General features: G+C 66.6%; 22 protein-coding genes. 6 read left to right on the top strand and 16 right to left on the bottom strand.

Annotation, left to right across the window (positions count from 1 at the left end; genetic code table 11):
- The 6 genes from AC3A3W_RS10220 to AC3A3W_RS10195 all read left to right on the top strand — a co-directional run.
- Positions 1-227: hypothetical protein (locus AC3A3W_RS10220; protein ID WP_487442465.1), on the top strand; the 227-nt coding region annotated here is incomplete at its 5' end.
- Between the two features lie 154 nt (positions 228-381).
- Positions 382-1,626, top strand: coding sequence for a PucR family transcriptional regulator (locus AC3A3W_RS10215; protein ID WP_487442464.1), 1,245 nt, complete (start codon positions 382-384; stop codon positions 1,624-1,626).
- A gap of 88 nt (positions 1,627-1,714) precedes the next feature.
- Complete coding sequence (locus AC3A3W_RS10210) at positions 1,715-2,644, top strand: ACP S-malonyltransferase (protein ID WP_487442462.1); 930 nt, start codon at positions 1,715-1,717, stop codon at positions 2,642-2,644.
- The gene (locus tag AC3A3W_RS10205) at positions 2,641-3,729 is read left to right on the top strand and encodes a beta-ketoacyl-ACP synthase III (protein WP_487442460.1); all 1,089 of its coding nucleotides are present in this window, start codon (positions 2,641-2,643) and stop codon (positions 3,727-3,729) included. The genes AC3A3W_RS10210 and AC3A3W_RS10205 overlap by 4 nt, the downstream gene beginning before the upstream one ends.
- Positions 3,730-3,810: 81 nt before the next feature.
- Positions 3,811-4,056: an acyl carrier protein gene (locus AC3A3W_RS10200; protein ID WP_205653770.1), complete on the top strand. Its 246-nt coding sequence runs from the start codon at positions 3,811-3,813 to the stop codon at positions 4,054-4,056.
- A 176-nt stretch (positions 4,057-4,232) separates the two neighbouring features.
- Positions 4,233-5,468, top strand: a complete 1,236-nt coding sequence (locus tag AC3A3W_RS10195) for a beta-ketoacyl-[acyl-carrier-protein] synthase family protein (RefSeq protein WP_487442458.1) — start codon at positions 4,233-4,235, stop codon at positions 5,466-5,468.
- Positions 5,469-5,540: 72 nt separating this feature from the next.
- Here AC3A3W_RS10195 and AC3A3W_RS10190 read toward each other — a convergent pair whose 3' ends face one another.
- From AC3A3W_RS10190 to AC3A3W_RS10115, 16 genes are all read right to left on the bottom strand, one after another.
- Positions 5,541-6,044, bottom strand: coding sequence for a DUF3145 domain-containing protein (locus AC3A3W_RS10190; RefSeq protein WP_205653768.1), 504 nt, complete (start codon positions 6,042-6,044; stop codon positions 5,541-5,543).
- 249 nt (positions 6,045-6,293) lie between these two features.
- Positions 6,294-7,220, bottom strand: a complete 927-nt coding sequence (locus AC3A3W_RS10185) for a tyrosine recombinase XerC (protein WP_487442456.1) — start codon at positions 7,218-7,220, stop codon at positions 6,294-6,296.
- A gap of 77 nt (positions 7,221-7,297) precedes the next feature.
- The gene (gene dprA / locus AC3A3W_RS10180; RefSeq protein ID WP_487442467.1) at positions 7,298-8,440 is read right to left on the bottom strand and encodes a DNA-processing protein DprA; all 1,143 of its coding nucleotides are present in this window, start codon (positions 8,438-8,440) and stop codon (positions 7,298-7,300) included.
- Between the two features lie 54 nt (positions 8,441-8,494).
- Positions 8,495-10,039 (bottom strand): YifB family Mg chelatase-like AAA ATPase, encoded by a 1,545-nt coding sequence (locus AC3A3W_RS10175; protein WP_487442455.1) that lies wholly within the window; start codon positions 10,037-10,039, stop codon positions 8,495-8,497.
- Positions 10,040-10,396 (bottom strand): YraN family protein, encoded by a 357-nt coding sequence (locus tag AC3A3W_RS10170; RefSeq protein ID WP_487442453.1) that lies wholly within the window; start codon positions 10,394-10,396, stop codon positions 10,040-10,042.
- Positions 10,397-10,504: 108 nt separating this feature from the next.
- Positions 10,505-10,831: a DUF2469 domain-containing protein gene (locus AC3A3W_RS10165; RefSeq protein ID WP_205653754.1), complete on the bottom strand. Its 327-nt coding sequence runs from the start codon at positions 10,829-10,831 to the stop codon at positions 10,505-10,507.
- A 71-nt stretch (positions 10,832-10,902) separates the two neighbouring features.
- Positions 10,903-11,574 (bottom strand): ribonuclease HII, encoded by a 672-nt coding sequence (rnhB, locus tag AC3A3W_RS10160; protein WP_487442451.1) that lies wholly within the window; start codon positions 11,572-11,574, stop codon positions 10,903-10,905.
- Between the two features lie 2 nt (positions 11,575-11,576).
- On the bottom strand, positions 11,577-12,371 hold the full coding sequence (lepB, locus tag AC3A3W_RS10155) for a signal peptidase I (protein ID WP_487442449.1): 795 nt from the start codon (positions 12,369-12,371) through the stop codon (positions 11,577-11,579).
- Positions 12,372-13,052, bottom strand: coding sequence for a signal peptidase I (gene lepB / locus AC3A3W_RS10150; RefSeq protein ID WP_487442447.1), 681 nt, complete (start codon positions 13,050-13,052; stop codon positions 12,372-12,374). It lies immediately after the preceding gene.
- 85 nt (positions 13,053-13,137) lie between these two features.
- A complete protein-coding gene (rplS, locus tag AC3A3W_RS10145) occupies positions 13,138-13,497 on the bottom strand; it encodes a 50S ribosomal protein L19 (protein WP_056632605.1) in 360 nt (119 codons plus the stop codon).
- A 234-nt stretch (positions 13,498-13,731) separates the two neighbouring features.
- A complete protein-coding gene (gene trmD, locus AC3A3W_RS10140) occupies positions 13,732-14,544 on the bottom strand; it encodes a tRNA (guanosine(37)-N1)-methyltransferase TrmD (protein ID WP_487442445.1) in 813 nt (270 codons plus the stop codon).
- Positions 14,545-15,120: a ribosome maturation factor RimM gene (gene rimM / locus AC3A3W_RS10135; protein WP_487442443.1), complete on the bottom strand. Its 576-nt coding sequence runs from the start codon at positions 15,118-15,120 to the stop codon at positions 14,545-14,547.
- 134 nt (positions 15,121-15,254) lie between these two features.
- Positions 15,255-15,497 (bottom strand): RNA-binding protein, encoded by a 243-nt coding sequence (locus AC3A3W_RS10130; RefSeq protein ID WP_205653748.1) that lies wholly within the window; start codon positions 15,495-15,497, stop codon positions 15,255-15,257.
- A gap of 1 nt (position 15,498) precedes the next feature.
- The gene (gene rpsP / locus AC3A3W_RS10125) at positions 15,499-15,909 is read right to left on the bottom strand and encodes a 30S ribosomal protein S16 (protein ID WP_056632653.1); all 411 of its coding nucleotides are present in this window, start codon (positions 15,907-15,909) and stop codon (positions 15,499-15,501) included.
- Positions 15,910-16,102: 193 nt separating this feature from the next.
- Positions 16,103-16,540, bottom strand: a complete 438-nt coding sequence (locus tag AC3A3W_RS10120; RefSeq protein ID WP_487442441.1) for a hypothetical protein — start codon at positions 16,538-16,540, stop codon at positions 16,103-16,105.
- Between the two features lie 97 nt (positions 16,541-16,637).
- Positions 16,638-17,278: VOC family protein (locus AC3A3W_RS10115; RefSeq protein ID WP_487442439.1), on the bottom strand; the 641-nt coding region annotated here is incomplete at its 5' end.

Genomic DNA, 17,278 nt, shown 5'->3' with positions numbered 1-17,278 from the left:
CGAACGAGTTCGCCTCCCTCGGGGCAGACGGCTTCGGCTTCTCCGACACCCGCGCCGCAGCACGCCGCTTCTTCAAGAACGACACCCACTCCATCGTGGTGCGCTCTCTGGAGATGCTGGCCCGCCGCGGTGAGGTTGACGCGCAGGCGCCTGCGCAGGCCATCGAGAAGTACCGCCTGCACAACGTCAACGCCGGCACCACCGGCAACGCAGGCGGCGAGTCCTAACCAGCGGATAGCGCAAAACGACGGGGGCCCTCACCGGAAGGTGGGGGCCGCCGTCGTCGTTCGGGTGCTTTTGCAGCGTTGTGACGCAGCGCAACCGCAGTTGTAGCCTTTACACAAAATGGAGCTTGAACGTCAGGCACCGTATGCTCGATGCATGCCCCAGCCAACCCCCGCCCCCGCAAAGCGCAAACCGGTGTCACGCAGTACCACGCCGGAGAAGACGGAGACCCTGAAGAAGCTCAGGGCGAGTGTTGGCCAGCTGTCCACCACCACCATGCGCCAGCTGGAGAAGTCCCTGCCCTGGTACACCCGGCTCAGCTCTGACGAGCGCTCCGCGCTGGGCCTTGTGGCCCAAAACGGCATCGCCGCGTTTGTCACCTGGTACGAGCGTCCCAGCTCCCCCTCGTGGATCCTTACGGATGTCTTCGGCACGGCCCCCACGGAACTCACCCGCTCCATCAGCCTCCAAAAAGCCCTCCAGCTGATCCGGATCGTGGTTGAGGTGGTCGAGGACCAGGTCCCGGTGATCGCACCGGAAGCCGACCAGCCGTCACTGCGGGAGGCCGTCCTTCGGTACTCGCGCGAGGTGGCGTTTGCCGCCGCTGACGTCTACGCGAGGGCCGCCGAATCGCGCGGTTCGTGGGACACCCGGCTGGAAGCCCTGATTGTGGACGCCATCCTGCGCGGTGAAAACACGGACGCGCTGCGGTCCAGAATCGCCGCGCTCGGCTGGAAGGCCCAGGAACGCTTCACGGTGATGGTGGGCAATTCGCCGTCGGAACCCAGCGCCAGCTACGTCAGCGAACTGCGCCGCACCGCCGGCCGGTACGCGGAGGACGCCCTGGTGGGGATCCAGGGCGACCGTCTCATCCTGATCCTCGGCGGGGTCCATGACCGGGAAACGGCGTATCTCAAACTGAGCGAAATGTTCGCACCGGGGCCCGTGGTGTACGGCGCCGAGGCGAGTTCCCTGCTGGAGGCCAGCGGCTCTGCCCAGTCCGCGTTCGCGGGACTCACCGCAGCGCGGGCCTGGCCGTCCGCCCCGCGGCCGGTGGCAGCCGACGACCTGCTGCCCGAGCGCGTGATCTCCGGGGACGACGCGGCGCGCCGCTCGCTCGTTAAAAACATCTACCGGCCCCTGCTGGCCGCATCCAACGGGCTGGTGGAAACACTGGGCACCTACCTGGAACTGGGCCATTCGCTGGAGGCAACCGCCCGCGAACTTTTCGTCCACGCCAACACCGTCCGTTACCGGCTCAAGCGGGTTTGTGACGTGACCGGCTGGGACCCCCTGCTCCCGCGGGAGGCCTTTGTGCTTCAAGCAGCCCTGGTCGTGGGCCGGCTCTCGACCCCGCCCAAGGCCGCCGCAGAGCGCCAGCCTGGGCGGAATCACAACTGAACCGTTGTAGACTTCCTACAAACTGACCCAGTGAGCTTGGTGTACGCAAACACCCTTGGATCACGCGGTAATTTGGAAAGCTGGTTACGTGCTTGCAATCGTCTGCCCTGGACAGGGCTCACAGACCCCCGGTTTCTTGGCCCCTTGGCTGGAACTGCCTTCCGTAGCAGGCCATCTGGCCTCCCTTAGCGAAATCGCAGGCATTGACCTCACGGCGCATGGGACCACCTCCGACGAGGAGACCATCAAGGACACCGCTGTTGCGCAGCCCCTGATTGTCGCAGCCGGCCTTGTGGCCGCGAAGTCCCTGTTCGACGTCGAACTCAGCTCCCTGCCGGTCATCCTGGCCGGACATTCGGTGGGCGAGATCACGGCCTCGGCACTGGCAGGAGTGCTCACCGAAAAAGAAGCCATGACCTTCGTCCGTGAACGCGCCAACAGCATGGCCGCGGCCGCCGCCGTCACCCCCACCGGTATGAGCGCCGTGGTGGGCGGCGACCCCGCCGAGGTGCTGGCCGCCATCGAGGCCGCCGGCGCCACCCCCGCCAATGTCAACGGGGCAGGCCAGACCGTCGCCGCCGGTACGTTCGACCAGCTCAAGGCCCTGGCAGAAAACCCTCCGGCCAAGGCCCGGGTCATTCCGCTCAAGGTTGCCGGGGCGTTCCACACCTCGCACATGGCACCGGCTGTGAGCGCCCTCGAAGCGCTGCGCCCGGAGCTGCAGCCGCAGGCGCCCACCGTTCCCCTGCTGTCCAACTTCGACGGCCAGGAAGTCACCGACGGCACGGCCGCCGTCGACAGCCTGATCGCCCAGGTGTCGCGCCCCGTCCGCTGGGACCTCTGCATGGAATCACTCGTGCAGCGCGGCGTCACCGGCGTCATTGAACTGGCACCCGCCGGTACGCTGGCGGGCCTCGCCAAGCGCGGGATGCCCGGCGTCAAGACCGTTGCAGTGAAGACGCCCGAAGACCTGTCCGCAGCCCTTGCATTATTCGCAGAACTGGAGGGACAGGCATGAGCGTTCCCACGCTGAAGCAGGCACCCATCAACGAGCACACCCGGATTCTCGGCGTCGGCGCCTACCGCCCCGACGTGGTGGTGACCAACGAGGACGTCTGCCAGTGGATTGATTCCTCCGATGAATGGATCCGGCAGCGTACGGGAATCATCACCCGCCACCGCGCCCCTGCCGACGTCAGCGTGATCGACATGGCTGAAGGTGCCGCGCGCGAGGCACTCGCGAAGGCCGGCATCGAGGCCTCCCAGCTGGGAGCCGTAATCGTCTCCACCGTGACGCACCCCTACGCCACGCCCTCCGCCGCCGCAAGCCTTGCCGACCGGCTCGGCGCCACGCCCGCCCCGGCGTTCGACATCTCGGCCGCCTGTGCCGGCTACTGCTACGGCATTGCCCAGGGTGACGCGCTGGTCCGCTCCGGCACCGCAAAGTACGTGCTCGTGGTGGGTGCCGAGAAGCTGTCCGACGTCATCGACAACAGCGAACGCACCATCTCCTTCCTGCTGGGTGACGGCGCCGGCGCCGTCGTCATCGGCCCGTCCGACACACCGGGAATCGGCCCGTCCGTCTGGGGTTCCGACGGCAGCAAGTGGGATGCGATCGGCATGACCCACTCCCTGCTCGATGTACGCGAGTACTCCGCGGCCCGCACCGGGTCACTCGTGCACGCGGGTTCGCCCCAGGGCAGCGCCCTCAGCCCCGAAGAAGCGGCTGTCAGCGACGCCGCCATCTGGCCCACGCTGCGCCAGGACGGCCAGACGGTCTTCCGCTGGGCCGTCTGGGAAATGGCGAAGGTGGCACAGCAGGCCCTCGATGCAGCGGGCGTCCAGGCCGAGGACCTCGTAGCCTTCATTCCGCACCAGGCCAACATGCGCATCATCGACGAAATGGTTAAGAAGCTGAAGCTGCCCGAAACAGTCACCGTGGCCCGCGACATCGCCGAGGCCGGCAACACGTCAGCGGCCTCCATCCCGCTGGCCACGCACCGGCTGCTGCAGGAAAACCCCGGACTGAGCGGCGGCCTCGCGCTGCAGATCGGTTTCGGCGCGGGCCTAGTATTTGGCGCCCAGGTCATAGTCCTTCCGTAGGAATCCCCCATACCAAGCCGCAACCGCGGTTTGCCCCGTTTCCGGCAGCCCATGCCGGCAATACAAGAAAAGGAGCCATCAATGGCTAGCAACGAAGAGATCCTGGCCGGACTGGCTGAAATCGTCAACGAAGAGACCGGCCTGGCCCCCGAGGCTGTCGAGATGGACAAGTCCTTCACCGAGGACCTGGACATCGACTCCATCTCCATGATGACCATCGTCGTTAACGCTGAGGAGAAGTTCGGCGTGCGTATCCCCGACGAAGAGGTCAAGAACCTCAAGACCGTCGGCGACGCTGTCAGCTTCATCGCCGGCGCACAGGCCTAAGCAGGCTCCAGCCGCACACCGGCTGAATCTCGGTTGGCCGGCCCGCATTCCACTGCTGCGGCCGGCCAGCCGATGCAACACCACAGACTTTTCGAAGACCCCCTCGCACGCCACCCGCTGCCGGCCCCCGGCCAAGAAGCACGGGACAGGCTCGCGCACCGACAGAGAGTGATCCCATGACACGCAAAGTAGTCATTACCGGGCTGGGCGCCACCACGCCCATCGGGGGCGACGTACCCACAATGTGGCAAAACGCGCTGAAGGGGGTTTCCGGCGCCCGCACGCTGGAGGACGACTGGGTCGCCAAGTACGAGCTTCCCGTTCACTTCGCCGCCCGTTGCTCCACGCCCGCCCTGGACGTGCTGAGCCGCGTTGAGGCCAAGCGCATGGACCCCTCAACCCAGTTTGGCGTCATTGCGTCCCGCGAGGCCTGGGCCGACTCCGGCATCACCGAATTCGACCAGGACCGCCTGGCCGTGGCCTTCGCCACCGGCATCGGCGGCGTCTGGACCCTCCTGGACGCCTGGGACACGCTGAAGGAGAAGGGCCCGCGCCGGGTCCTTCCCATGACGGTCCCCATGCTCATGCCCAACGGCGTTGCCGCCGCGGTCAGCCTTGACCTCGGCGCCCGGGCCGGCGCCCACACGCCCGTCTCGGCGTGCGCCTCCGGCACCGAAGCCCTGCACCTGGGCCTGGACCTGATCCGTTCCGGCAAGGCCGACATCGTCATGTGCGGTGGCGCCGAAGCCGCCATCCACCCGATGCCGCTGGCCGCGTTCGCCTCCATGCAGGCCCTCTCCCGCCGCAACGATGATCCCCAGGGCGCCTCCCGGCCCTACGACATGGGCCGTGACGGTTTCGTCATGGGCGAGGGCGCCGGCGCGCTCGTGCTCGAGGCAGAGGAGCACGCCCTGGCCCGCGGCGCACGGATCTACGGCGAACTCGCCGGCACGTCCGTGACGGCCGACGCCTACCACATCACGGCGCCGGACCCGCAGGGCCTCGGTGCTACCCGGGCGCTGAAGGCGGCGATGTTTGACGGCCGCATCCAGGCCGAGGACGTCGTCCACGTCAATGCGCACGCAACCTCCACGCCTGTGGGCGACAAGCCGGAATACACCGCGCTGAAGGCCGCCCTGGGCGGCCATGTCGACAACGTGGCCGTATCCGCGACCAAGTCGCAGATGGGCCACCTGCTGGGCGCTTCCGGCGCCGTAGAGGCGGTCCTCACCGTCCTTGCGGTGCACGAGCGCAAGGCCCCCCTGACGATCAACCTTGAGAACCAGGATCCGGAGATCCCGCTCGACGTCGTCACCTCCGCCCGTGACCTGCCCGCCGGAGACATTGTGGCTCTGAGCAACTCGTTCGGCTTCGGCGGCCACAACGCCGTCATCGCTGTCCGCAGCGTGTGATTGCAAAATGAATACCGAAGAAGCCCCCGCCAGTTGGCGGGGGCTTCTTCGTTGCTATGGAGTAATGGCGCGTCAGCCCACCTGGTGCAGCCATCGGACGGGCGCACCCTCGGCTGCGTGCCGGAAGGGCTCCAGTTCCTCGTCCCAGGCCTCGCCGAGAGCAAGGGAGAGCTCGTGGTAGACAGCGGAGGGATCGCCCGCACCGGACTCGTAGGCGTAGCGGATGCGGTCCTCGGAGACCATGATGTTGCCGTGGACATCCGTCACGGCATGGAAAATTCCCAGTTCGGGCGTGTGGGACCAGCGGCCGCCGTCCACGCCCTGGCTGGGTTCCTCTGTCACTTCGAAGCGCAAATGTGCCCAGCCCCGGAGGGCAGACGCCAGCTGCGCACCTGTCCCCTGCGCGCCGGTCCAGGAAAGCTCCGAACGGAACATTCCGGGCGCGGCGGGCTGAGGGGTCCACTCAAGATCTGTCCGCTTGTCCACGACAGATCCAATGGCCCACTCAACATGAGGGCACAGCGCGGTAGGCGCTGAGTGAATAAAAAGCACACCGCGGGTCATTACAACAGACATTCCATCCTCCATAGCTGTAGGTACGTCTTCCCCAACGACCTGCATGGATGGATATCTGCTGCTCCGGGCGCCGCGTGGTGCCTCGAACTCCTGCCAATCTATGAAACTGTTTGCCCGGCTTGCAAGGTGGCCAAAGGCTTAAAGCACAACTTGAAACTTGCCGGACTTGGCTCTTATTGTGCCGTACCTCGCCTAATTACGCCAGTGGGATTCGGCGCGCCGTGGAGGCACGCCGACGCGGCCGCAGCCTTATGCCCTCGGGTGCGCCTGCTGGTAGCTCTTCCGGAGTCGGTCGACCGAGACGTGGGTGTAGATCTGGGTGGTGGCCAGGCTGCTGTGCCCCAGGATTTCCTGTACCGCCCGAAGGTCGGCCCCTCCGTCGAGCAAATGCGTGGCCGCCGAGTGGCGCAGCGCATGGGGACCGGTTGCGGCGGTATCCCCCAAGGCTTCAAAGAGGCCTTTGACAACGCTCCGCACCTGGCGCTGGTCCACGCGTCCGCCCCGCACTCCCAGGAACAGCGCAGGCCCGCTGCCTGCGGACACGAGCTTCGCGCGGCCGCGGCGAAGCCAATCGTCGACGGCGAGCGCGGCCGGCAGCCCGTAGGGAACCGTCCGTTCCTTGTTGCCCTTGCCGAGAACGCGGAGGGTTCGGCGGTCGGGGTCGAGGTCATCAATGTCGAGACCGGCGAGTTCCCCGACGCGGAGGCCTGTGGCATAGAGCAGTTCAACCATGGCCCGGTTCCGCAGCGCCATCGGAGACCCGTCGTGCGCTGCCTCGTTCAGCTCGGTGAGCAGCCTGATCAGTTGCTGCTGCTGCAGCACGCCCGGCAGCGAGCCTTCAACCTTCGGCGCCTTCAGGCGCAGGGCCGGGTCCGTTGCGATGCGTTCCTCCCTGAGCGCCCAGGCGGTGAAGGTCCGGGCGGTGGCCGACCGGCGGGCCAGGGTGGAGCGGGAGATGCCGGCGTCACTTTGGGCGCCCAGCCAGCGCCGGAGGGTCCCGAGCTCAATCTCCCCGAGCTCGCGGACTCCCTCCGCTGCAGCATGCTCCAGCAGGCTTCCGAGGTCGGAGAGGTATGCACGCACGGTGTGCACCGACCGGGCACGCTCACCGGTCAGATACCGGCCGAAGCTGCTGGCCGCTTCAGCCAGCGCCGGCGGCAGTTCCACTTTGTCCACGCTCTCACTTTCCCAGCAATCGGCCTTCGGTCAAGGATCCCCCGCGGCGAGCCGCGGTGGCGTTGGGGCGCGCGCCTTCAGCCGGCATTTTTGGACCGCTTCCAGCCGCCGTTGCGCGATTCGGCGAGTCCCAGCAGGCCAAGCCTTCCGAGTCCCGCCCGCACCGATTCCGGGGAAAGACCGGCCACGGTGCAGAGTTTCTCCACTGAACTGGTGGACCGCAAGGGCAGCGCATCCAGCAGGATCAGGTCCTCCAGCGTCAGCCCGTCATGGACTGCACTGGCGCCATCCCGCGGATCAGGCAGGAAGTCGCCGCTGGGCGCGGCGAGTTCGGCGACCTCTCCAGCGTCCGTCACACATATGGCGCCGCCATCACGCAACAGCCGGTGGCATCCGGCAGAGTTGGCGCTGTGGACGGACCCCGGCACCGCGCCCACAGCCCTGCCCAGGGACTCCGCATGGTGTGCCGTGTTCAGCGCTCCCGACCGCCATCTGGCCTCGACAACAACAGTCACCGACGCCAAGGCCGCGATGAGCCTGTTCCGCTGCAGAAAACGGTAGCGTGTGGGCGCAGATCCGGGCGGCACCTCGGCGAGGACTGCACCCTGGTACGCTACGGCTCGAAGCAGGTCCTCATTCCCCGACGGGTAGAAGCGGTCCACCCCTCCGGCCATCACGGCGATTGTCGGCATTGACTCCGGGCTGCCGGCCAAGGCGGCCCGGTGCGCGTGCGCATCAATTCCATAGGCGCCTCCGGAGACCACGGTGAAGCCCCGCTGCGCCAGGGAGTAGGCAAGGTCCCCGGTGACTGCCGCTCCGTAGCTCGTGCTGTCCCGGGAACCGACCAGAGCAATCGACTTTGCGGCAGCGGGAAGCTCCTGCTCAACTCCCCGCCACCACAGGCAGATCGGTTCGTGGATGCCCAGATCGCCCAGCTGGCGGGGCCAGAGGTCGTCCCCCGGAATGATCAGCCGGCCGCCCAGCCGCTGCATGGTGGCAAGATCCCGTTCAGGGGCGAGGTCCGGAACCCTGGGCGCCCACCGTTTGAGGGCGGCGCCCAATCCCGCCCAGGATGAGGTGGAGCGATGTTCTGCCAGTACACCGCTGAGTTCCTGTTCAAGTGCGGGACCGTAGCTCAACTGCCCGGTGGCAATGCCCAGCGCATCCAGTGCCCCCGCCACCTGCACCAGCGCCAGTCCCGCCGAATCCTGGGGTTCCATCAGCCGGGACAGGGCGGCCCGCGCGAGTCTCTCGTTCTGCACTTTCGGTCCCTTTCACGCGGCTGCCGAAGCAGCCTGCCGGAGGCTGAGAGCCTGGCCGATGTCATTGACGTCCGGACGTTCCCGGCCGGCAAGGTCTGCCAGGGTCCATGCGAGCCGCAGCACGCGATCGTAGCCGCGTGCTGTGAGCACGCCCCTTGCGAGCGACTGATCCAGAATGCGCGTGGTGGTAGGCGCAAGCCTGAACTCCCCGCGCAGGATCCTGCCGGGAACCTGCGAGTTCGTTTCCATGCCCAGACCGCCAAGCCGCTGCAGCTGGCGCCGTCTAGCTGTCCGGACCCGGCCGGCGACCGTTGCGGTGTCTTCCTCGCCGCCTGCCTGGCCGAAGTCTGCCAGCGAAACGCGCTCGACCTGCAGCTGGATGTCGACCCGGTCAAGCAGCGGCCCGGACATCCGCGCCAGGTACCGGCGGCGCATCATGGGAGTGCACATGCACTCGATGCCCTTGCCCGATGCCTTCCCGCAGGGACACGGGTTGGCTGCAAGAACCAGCTGGAAGCGGGCGGGATAGGCGGCGGTCCCCGCGGATCTGTGGATCACCAGCTCGCCGCTCTCCAGCGGCTGGCGGAGTGCATCGAGCACTCCGCGTTCGTATTCCGGGGCCTCGTCCAGGAACAAAATTCCGCGGTGGGCCCGTGATGCGGCCCCGGGCCGCGGCAGTCCCGTGCCGCCGCCGATGATGGCAGCGGACGTCGCCGTATGATGCGGACTCTCGAAGGGCGGGCGCCGCACCAGCTGCAAGGAGGAAGATGGCCGCGCACACAGCGAATGGATCGCGGTCACCTCCATGGCCGCAGTGTCGCCCAGATCGGGCAGCAGCCCTGGCAGCCGCTCGGCCAGCATGGTCTTTCCCGCACCCGGCGGCCCCGTGAGCAGCAGATGGTGGGCCCCTGCCGCGGCCACCTCCAGCGCCCTGCGCGCATCACCCTGGCCGGAGACATCGCACATGTCGGGGACTGCGCCAAACATGCGGCAGGCTTCTTCGCTTGCCTCCTCGTCTTCCGGTTCGAAATCAAGGGCCAGTTCCTGGGGGTCTGCGCCGAAATCGAAAGCAAGCCGGGCGAGGGTCTTGTAGCCCTGGACCCGTGCGCCGGGTACCAGCTCCGCTTCCGCCGCGTTCGCCCGAGCCACCACGATGTCCGGATAGCCGGCTTGGACAGCAGCCATTACGGCCGGGAGGACGCCGCGGACGGGACGCAGCCTGCCGTCCAGGCCGAGCTCGGAAATGAATACCGTACGGCCGGTTGTCCTGATGTCACCGGCGGCATACAGCGCCGCCATGGCAATGGCAAGATCGAAAGCCGAGCCCCGTTTCGGCAGGGACGCCGGGATGAGGTTGGCCGTGATTTTCCGCCGGCTCAGCGGGATTCCGGAGTTCTGCGCCGCAGAGCGGATCCGTTCCTTGGCTTCGTTGAGTGATGCGTCCGGCAAACCCAGGATCACGAAGGCCGGCAGGGTCTGGCCGATATCCGCCTCGACCTCCACGATGTAACCGTTCAGCCCCACCAGGGCCACCGAGTACGTTCTTCCCAGGCCCACCTACCCCACCCCCGGGAGGTACTCAAGGGTCGGCTCGCACACGCCGTCGTCCAGCACCGCAATGACGTCCACGCGGCGCAGCGGCATCCGGAGCTCGTGGTCACGGCACCAGGCCGATCCCAGCCGGTGCAGCCGTGCGAGCTTGTCCGGGCCCACCGCTTCGAAGGGGTGCCCGAAGGCGAGGGAGCGGCGCGTTTTCACTTCGGCAATGACCAGGGCGTCACCGTCGAGCGCAACAATGTCGATCTCGCCCTCAGGGCAGCGCCAGTTGCGCGCCACGATGAGCATGCCCAGCGATTCCAGGTATTCCGCCGCGAGCTCTTCCCCGCGCCGGCCAAGCAGGTCTTTGGCTTTCATTTTTTACCTCCGCAACCAGACTGCGGGGGCAGCGCCGGCGCCAAAAGACGCCGATCGCGCTATGTGGGAAAAGCGGCGGAACGGACCACTGTGTGGAGGAGGAGTCGGTCAGTTGCCCAGGTCGGCGTCCTTGGGCAGGGCAAGCTCCTCGTTGCGCGGAAGCTCCTCGACGTTGACGTCCTTGAAGGTGATGACGCGGACGCTCTTCACGAACCGGGCGGAGCGGTAGACGTCCCAGACCCAGGCATCCTGGAGCGTGAGGTCGAAGTAGACCTCGCCGTCGGCGCTGCGTGCCTGCAGGTCTACGTGGTTGGCGAGGTAGAAGCGGCGCTCGGTCTCAACCACGTAGCTGAACAGCCCGACGACATCGCGGTATTCACGGTAGAGCTGGAGCTCCATGTCGGTTTCGTAGTTTTCAAGATCCTCGGCACTCATGGTTCCATCTTGCACCATGCAGCGGGCGCCTGCGCACACGGAGCCGGCGCACAGGGGCCTCGGCCGCCGGATTATTCGGCCAGCAGATTCCAGCTGACGCGGTGATACGGGGTGGGTCCGGAGACCCGGATGGCTTCCCGGTGCGCCGCCGTGCCGTACCCCTTGTTGACGTCCCAGCCGAAGGCGGGGTATTCAACGTGCAACTGCTGCATGGTCCGGTCCCTTTCCACCTTGGCCAGAACGCTCGCTGCAGCCACGCTCAGGCACTGCATGTCGGCCTTGACCAGCGTGTGAACGGGAGCATCGCAGCCGGGATCGACCGTCACCTCGTCAAACAACGAGGGCTGCACGGCGGGCGACAGCCAGTTGTGGCTCCCGTCCAGCAGCACCACATCCGGCGTAATTCCGGTGCCGAGGATTTCAAACCACGCGCGGTTGCCGGCCGCCCTCAGCGCCCCCATGATGCCCAGTTCGTCGATCTCCCGGGCAGTGGCATGCCCCACTGCCGACGCAACGCTCCAGGCCCGGACCAGCGGGTCCAGCCGTTCCCGGTCGGCGGCCTTGAGCAGCTTGCTGTCCCGGACATCCGCCAGCAGCTCCATCCGCCGCAGGTCAACGACGGCTATTCCCACGCTGACCGGACCGGCCAAGGCGCCGCGGCCCACTTCATCGACGCCGGCCAGGAACCGCGCTCCCCGGGGAAGGAAGCGCTTCTCGTAGTCAAGGGTGGGTGCAACGGACATCGCTAGCCTCCCGAGGGAACACTCTTGAAGACGTCCGGATAGTTGTCCAGGGCCGCCCAGCGGTTCAGCGGCCAGGCGATGACGGCGGCCTTGCCCTCGACGTCGGCGAGGTCCACGAAACCGCCGTTGGAATCCATGTGGGCCCGGGAGTCGGCGGAGTGGTTGCGGTTGTCCCCCATGACCCAGACCTTGCCTGCCGGGACCACGACGTCGAAGTCGCGCACCAGCGGCACCTCGGCAGGGTTGACGTACTTTTCATCCAGCGGGGCCCCGTTGACGGTGATTTTGCCGTCGGCGTTGCAGCAGGCCACGTGGTCGCCGGGCAGTCCGATGACGCGCTTCACCAGATGCTGCTCCGAGTTGTCCGGAAGCAGCCCAACGAACGTGAGGCCGTCCTCGACCCAGGTGAACGGGCCATCCACTTTCTGCGGCGACGGCGGCAGCCAGCCCTTGGTGTCCCTGAACACCACCACGTCGCCGCGCTCCAGGGCGAACGGCTCCGGAACGAGGAGATTGACGAAGATGCGGTCGTTGACGTCCAGCGTGCTGACCATCGATTCCGACGGGATGTAAAAGGCCCGGAACAGGAACGTTTTGATGAGGAAGGAGAGGACGACGGCGATCACCACCACCGTGGCGATCTCCTTCAGCCACAGCAGGAACGGGTTGCGCGGCGGAGCGGGCTCCTTCCCGTTGCCTCCGGCAGGCGCAGCCGGAACGGGCTCACCCAAAGCATGCCTTCCCTGCCTGGCAGCAGCCTGCCGCGGCTCGGAAGTCCCGGGATCGTTCTCCGGCATTTACTGTCCGTCCTTCGTCGTTGTAGTGGCCACCTGGGGCGGCCGTGCCACTGAGGCAAATCTATCAAGCGGCCAGATGATCTGTACCGGCCGGCCGATCACCCTGTCCATGCGGACCATGCCCCCGCCCGGCGCCCCCAGGAGGCTGCGGGAATCTGCCGAGATCGAGCGGTGGTCCCCCAGCAGCCAGAGCCGTCCTGCCGGCACTGACACACTGAATTCCTGGTCGCTGGGCGCATCTCCCGCATGGACATAGGGTTCCACGATCGGCTGGCCATTTACTGTGAGCCGCTGTTGGGCGTCACAGCACACGATGCTGTCGCCCGGGAGCCCGATGACGCGCTTCACATAGGTGGTGTCGCTGCCTATAACCCCCAGCCAGTGTCCTGCGGAGGCCAGTGCCTCCGCCAGGGGACCGGCGCCGGAGTGCAGCGGCGCGAAGGAACCGCGGCCGTCGAACACCACGACGTCGCCGCGGCGGATCGGCTCCGACTGAAAATCGGTGCGGGACACCAGGATCCTGTCGCCCGTATTGAACAGCGGTTCCATGGAGGCCGAGGGGATGAAATAGACATCCAGCCACAGTGAACGGACCAGGCCGCTAACCAGGACGGCAAGGGCAAGCGCCAGAAACACAAAACGCCAGCCCGGTTTCCCTGGCTGGCGTTTCGTGTGGTCCATGATCCGTATCCTGTGGCGCTGTTGCGGATGGCTCCGGCGCTGGCCGGATACGGGTCAGGGACCCGCCGTGAAAGTCCGAAAAGACTTACTTGGCGGTGCTGAAGTCGCGCTTTTCCTTGATCTTCGCAGCCTTACCGCGCAGTGCACGCATGTAGTAAAGCTTGGCGCGGCGCACGTCGCCCTTGGTGACGAGCTCGATCTTGTCGATGATCGGGGAGTGTACCGGGAAGGTACGCTCTACGCCGACACCGAAGGAAACCTTGCGGACCGTGAAGGTCTCACGGATGCCGTCGCCCTGGCGGCCAAGGACGAAGCCCTGGAATACCTGGACGCGGGAGTTCTTGCCTTCGATGATGTTCACGTGAACCTTGAGGGTGTCACCCGCGCGGAACTCGGGAACATCGGTGCGCAGCGAGGCTGCATCTACGGAATCGAGGATATGCATTTGATCCACTCCTGGTGAACGCCACAGGTCATTCACTTTGGGTCACGGCGGCCAAGCCCGGACTGGCGTCCGGGAATTGCCGCCGAAAGTGTTGTGTCCGGCCCCGCCACTGATTGGCGGCACCGGGTTGCCTTGCTGTTGGCTGCGCTCCCCCTGTGGCAGGTGCGGTGCCCAGCAGACACAAAGACCCATTTTGCCACATCCGGCGGCCTACAACCAATTGCCGGCGGAGCTTTAGGAGGCGGGCTGGGTTCCGGCGTCCGGGCGCCGCTTGAGGTGACCGTCGACGACGTCGTACCCCAGGTCCGCGAGGGCGGTCCGGTCCGCGCGGGGAAGACTGCCGGCGTCGAATGCCTCCAGCAGGTCCGGGCGGCGTTCCGCCGTGCGCCGGTACTGCTCGTGCCGGCGCCACTGCGCGATTTTTCCGTGGTTGCCGCTGAGCAGCACCGCCGGCACCTCCCGCTCCCGCCAGACGGAGGGTTTGGTGTAGACGGGGTACTCGAGCAGGCCGTCGGAGTGTGACTCCTCCACCAGGGATTCGGGATTGCCCACGACTCCCGGCAGCAGCCTGCCGATGGCCTCCACCATGGCCAGGACGGCAACTTCGCCGCCGTTGAGCACGTAATCGCCCAGGCTCACCGGACGCACCGTGAAGTGCTCAGCGGCCCATTCGATGACCCGTTCGTCGATTCCTTCGTACCGGCCGCAGGCGAAGACCAGATGGTCCTCCTCGGCAAGCTCGTAGGCGAGTGCCTGGTTGAAGCGCTCCCCTGCCGGTGACGGCACGATCAGGACCGGCTTGCCGGCATCCGCCGGCCGGGCGGCGGCCACCGAGGCCAGGGCCTGGGCCCAGGGCTCGGCCTTCATCACCATGCCGGCGCCGCCGCCGTACGGAGTGTCGTCCACCGTCCGATGGCGGTCCGTCGTGAAGGTCCGGAGGTCATGGACGCTGAGGTTCAGAAGACCGTCCTGGCGCGCCTTGCCGATCAGCGACAGTTCCAGCGGTGCCAGGTACTCCGGGAAGATGCTGACGACGTCGATTCTCATCTAGGCTGTGGCTCCCGGCTGATCCTCTTCGTCAGCGGAGGTGCTGACCTCGTCACTGCCCTCGTGTTCGGTATTGATCTCGAACAGTCCGGCCGGAGGGGTCACCAGGACATAGCCTTCCTCGACATTGACCTCCGGGACGATCTGCTCCACGAAGGGGATCAGGATTTCCTTCCCGTCGGGCGTTTCCACGACGAGCAGATCCTGTACGGGCATCGTGTTCAGGCCGGAGATCTTGCCCACGACCTCTGAGCCCACGCGGGCTTCGAGGCCAACGAGCTCGTGTTCGTACCAGCCCTCGTCGTCGTCCTCATCGAGTTCCTCGGTCTCGATGAACAGCTTGGCTCCGCGGAGGGTCTCGGCCTCGTTCCGCGTTTCAATCTCCTCGAAGGCGAGCAGCAGGATGTCTTTGTTCCAGCGGGCACTGTGCACGGTCAGGGGGCCTGCCGACGCCGGCTCCACCACGAATTCGGTTCCCGGGACAAAGCGGTCTTCGGGGGCATCGGTGAGTACCTGGACTGTCACCTCGCCGCGGATTCCGTGGGGCTTGCCGATTCGTGCCACCTGAAGCTGCATGTGATCCTCTGTTCCGGAGTGCGTTTCTGAAAGTTTGCGCTGCGCCGTGCTCGGCCAGCGGGCGGTGAAAGCAGTACGGCCCCTCCACCGTTGCTGGTGGAGGGGCCGGACTCAAGACAAGTGTTGCAGGCGCGTTACCGGCGGCGGTCGGTGTCGACGACGTCGACCCTGACCTGCTCGCCATCTGCCAGCGCAGCCACCACAGTGCGCAGTGCGCGCGCGGTGCGGCCCTGGCGTCCGATTACCCGTCCCAGGTCTTCCTGATGAACGCGCACCTCGAGGGTATCCCCGCGGCGGTTGCTCTTCGCGCTGACCTTGACATCCTCAGGGGAGTCAACGATTCCGCGGACAAGGTGTTCGAGCGCTTCTGCCAGCAACTTACTCAGCCTCGGTGGTCTCTGCTTCAGCCTCGGCGGGAGCTTCTGCCTTGGCCTTCTTGGTGATGGCTTCCGGGATGATCACGGAACCCTTTTCCGGGGCGACGAAGGCTTCCTTGGCAACCTTGGTCTTCAAGGTGCCTTCCTGGCCCGGGAGGCCCTTGAACTTCTGCCAGTCGCCGGTGACCTTGAGGATCGCGGCAACCTGCTCGGACGGCTGCGCGCCGACGCCGAGCCAGTACTGGGCACGGTCGGAGTCGACCTCGATGTACGAGGGCTCCTCAGTGGGGTGGTACTTGCCGATCTCTTCGATGGCACGGCCGTCACGCTTGGAGCGTGCGTCCATGACGACGATGCGGTAATACGGTGCGCGCATCTTGCCGAAGCGCTTAAGGCGAATCTTTACGGCCACTTTTGTGGTCACTCCTGTTTCTGAAACGGGCTGAACCCGTGTTTCTGCACCCGTGGGGCGGGCCATACTTGGGGGTTCGAAAGGACAGGATCCAGACGCGGAGAGAGGGGCCACGCAGATCGAGTACCTGTTTATTGTGCCAGATCAGCGGCCCGATTTCGACTTGACACCGGCCTGGGGCTGCAGGGACAGGTCAGGAAGACCAGACGTACAGGCCAGTGCGGCTGTTTTCGTCGACGCTTCCGGCGAGCTCGGCCAGCTGCTGGACGTATTTCCGCGCCTCGACGGCGCCAAAGGGCATGTCGTCCTCCGCGGCCCATCGCTCGGCGACGTCGTCAAGGACGTTGCCCTCACCCTCTGACTCGTAAGTGACCAGCTCCGCCAGGGCGCGGACCATGGCCGGCGGCACGCCGAGCAGCGAGTCGCTGGCGACGTCCACCATGGCCAGTTCGTAATCGGCGCCCGCCGCATGGACGGCCGCTCCGGCGAGGTCGCCGAGCTGTTCGATTTCAAAGTCGCTGATCCCCGGGATGCGCACGCCGGCAGCGGGGGCGGCGGAGCCCGACTCGAGGTCGGCTGCGCGCTTTAGGGCGTCACTGTGCGTGGCAACAAAGATTTCGGTGAAACCCATGGAATTCGTCCTCGTTCCGTCGGAGGCGGGAGCCCGGGCGGCGGCAGCGCCGCCCGGATGTTCGAAATCAGCCTAACCCAGAGACGAGGCGTCCGGCTTAGCGCACGGCGACGCGGATCCGGTTGCGCCACGGGTCCTCGAAGCGAAGCTCCGCCCCCGTGTGGTGGGCAGCGACGCCGGCGACCTTCAGGCGGTCGGCGAGCGCGCCGACGTCGTCCCCTGCCGGGACCTCGATGAGCACTTCGCCCAGCCCGAGGGTGTCCCGGCGCGGTCCGGCGCCGCGGCTGTTCCAGACGTTCATGGCCATGTGGTGGTGGTAGCGGCCGGCCGAGACGAACAGTGCCTGGCCGTGCCAGCCTGCAGTCTTTTCGAACCCCAGCGTCCCGACGTAGAAGTCGTGGGCCGACTGGACGTCGCCGACCTGCAGGTGCACGTGGCCCACGCCGGCCTCTGTGCCCCGCTGTCCTTCCAGCGCACCTTCGGTCAGGTGTTCCTGCAGATACTTCTGCGGCGGCAGGGCGAGGCTGTCCATGACCACGTTGTTGCCGTCCCAGGACCACGCATCGCGGGGGCGGTCCCAGTACAGCTCGATGCCGTTCCCTTCGGGGTCACTGAAGTAGAAGGCCTCGCTGACAAGGTGGTCGGCGCTGCCCGTGAACAACTGCGGCGCGTACTGGGCGGCGGTGGCGACCGTGGCAGCCAGGGCGGCCTGGTCGTCGAAGAGGAGCGCCGTGTGGA

It is taken from the genome of Arthrobacter sp. Soil_N43, from assembly GCF_057655195.1.
Note: the sequence above shows the minus strand (reverse complement) of the source record. Positions and strands in the feature narration are given on the sequence as shown.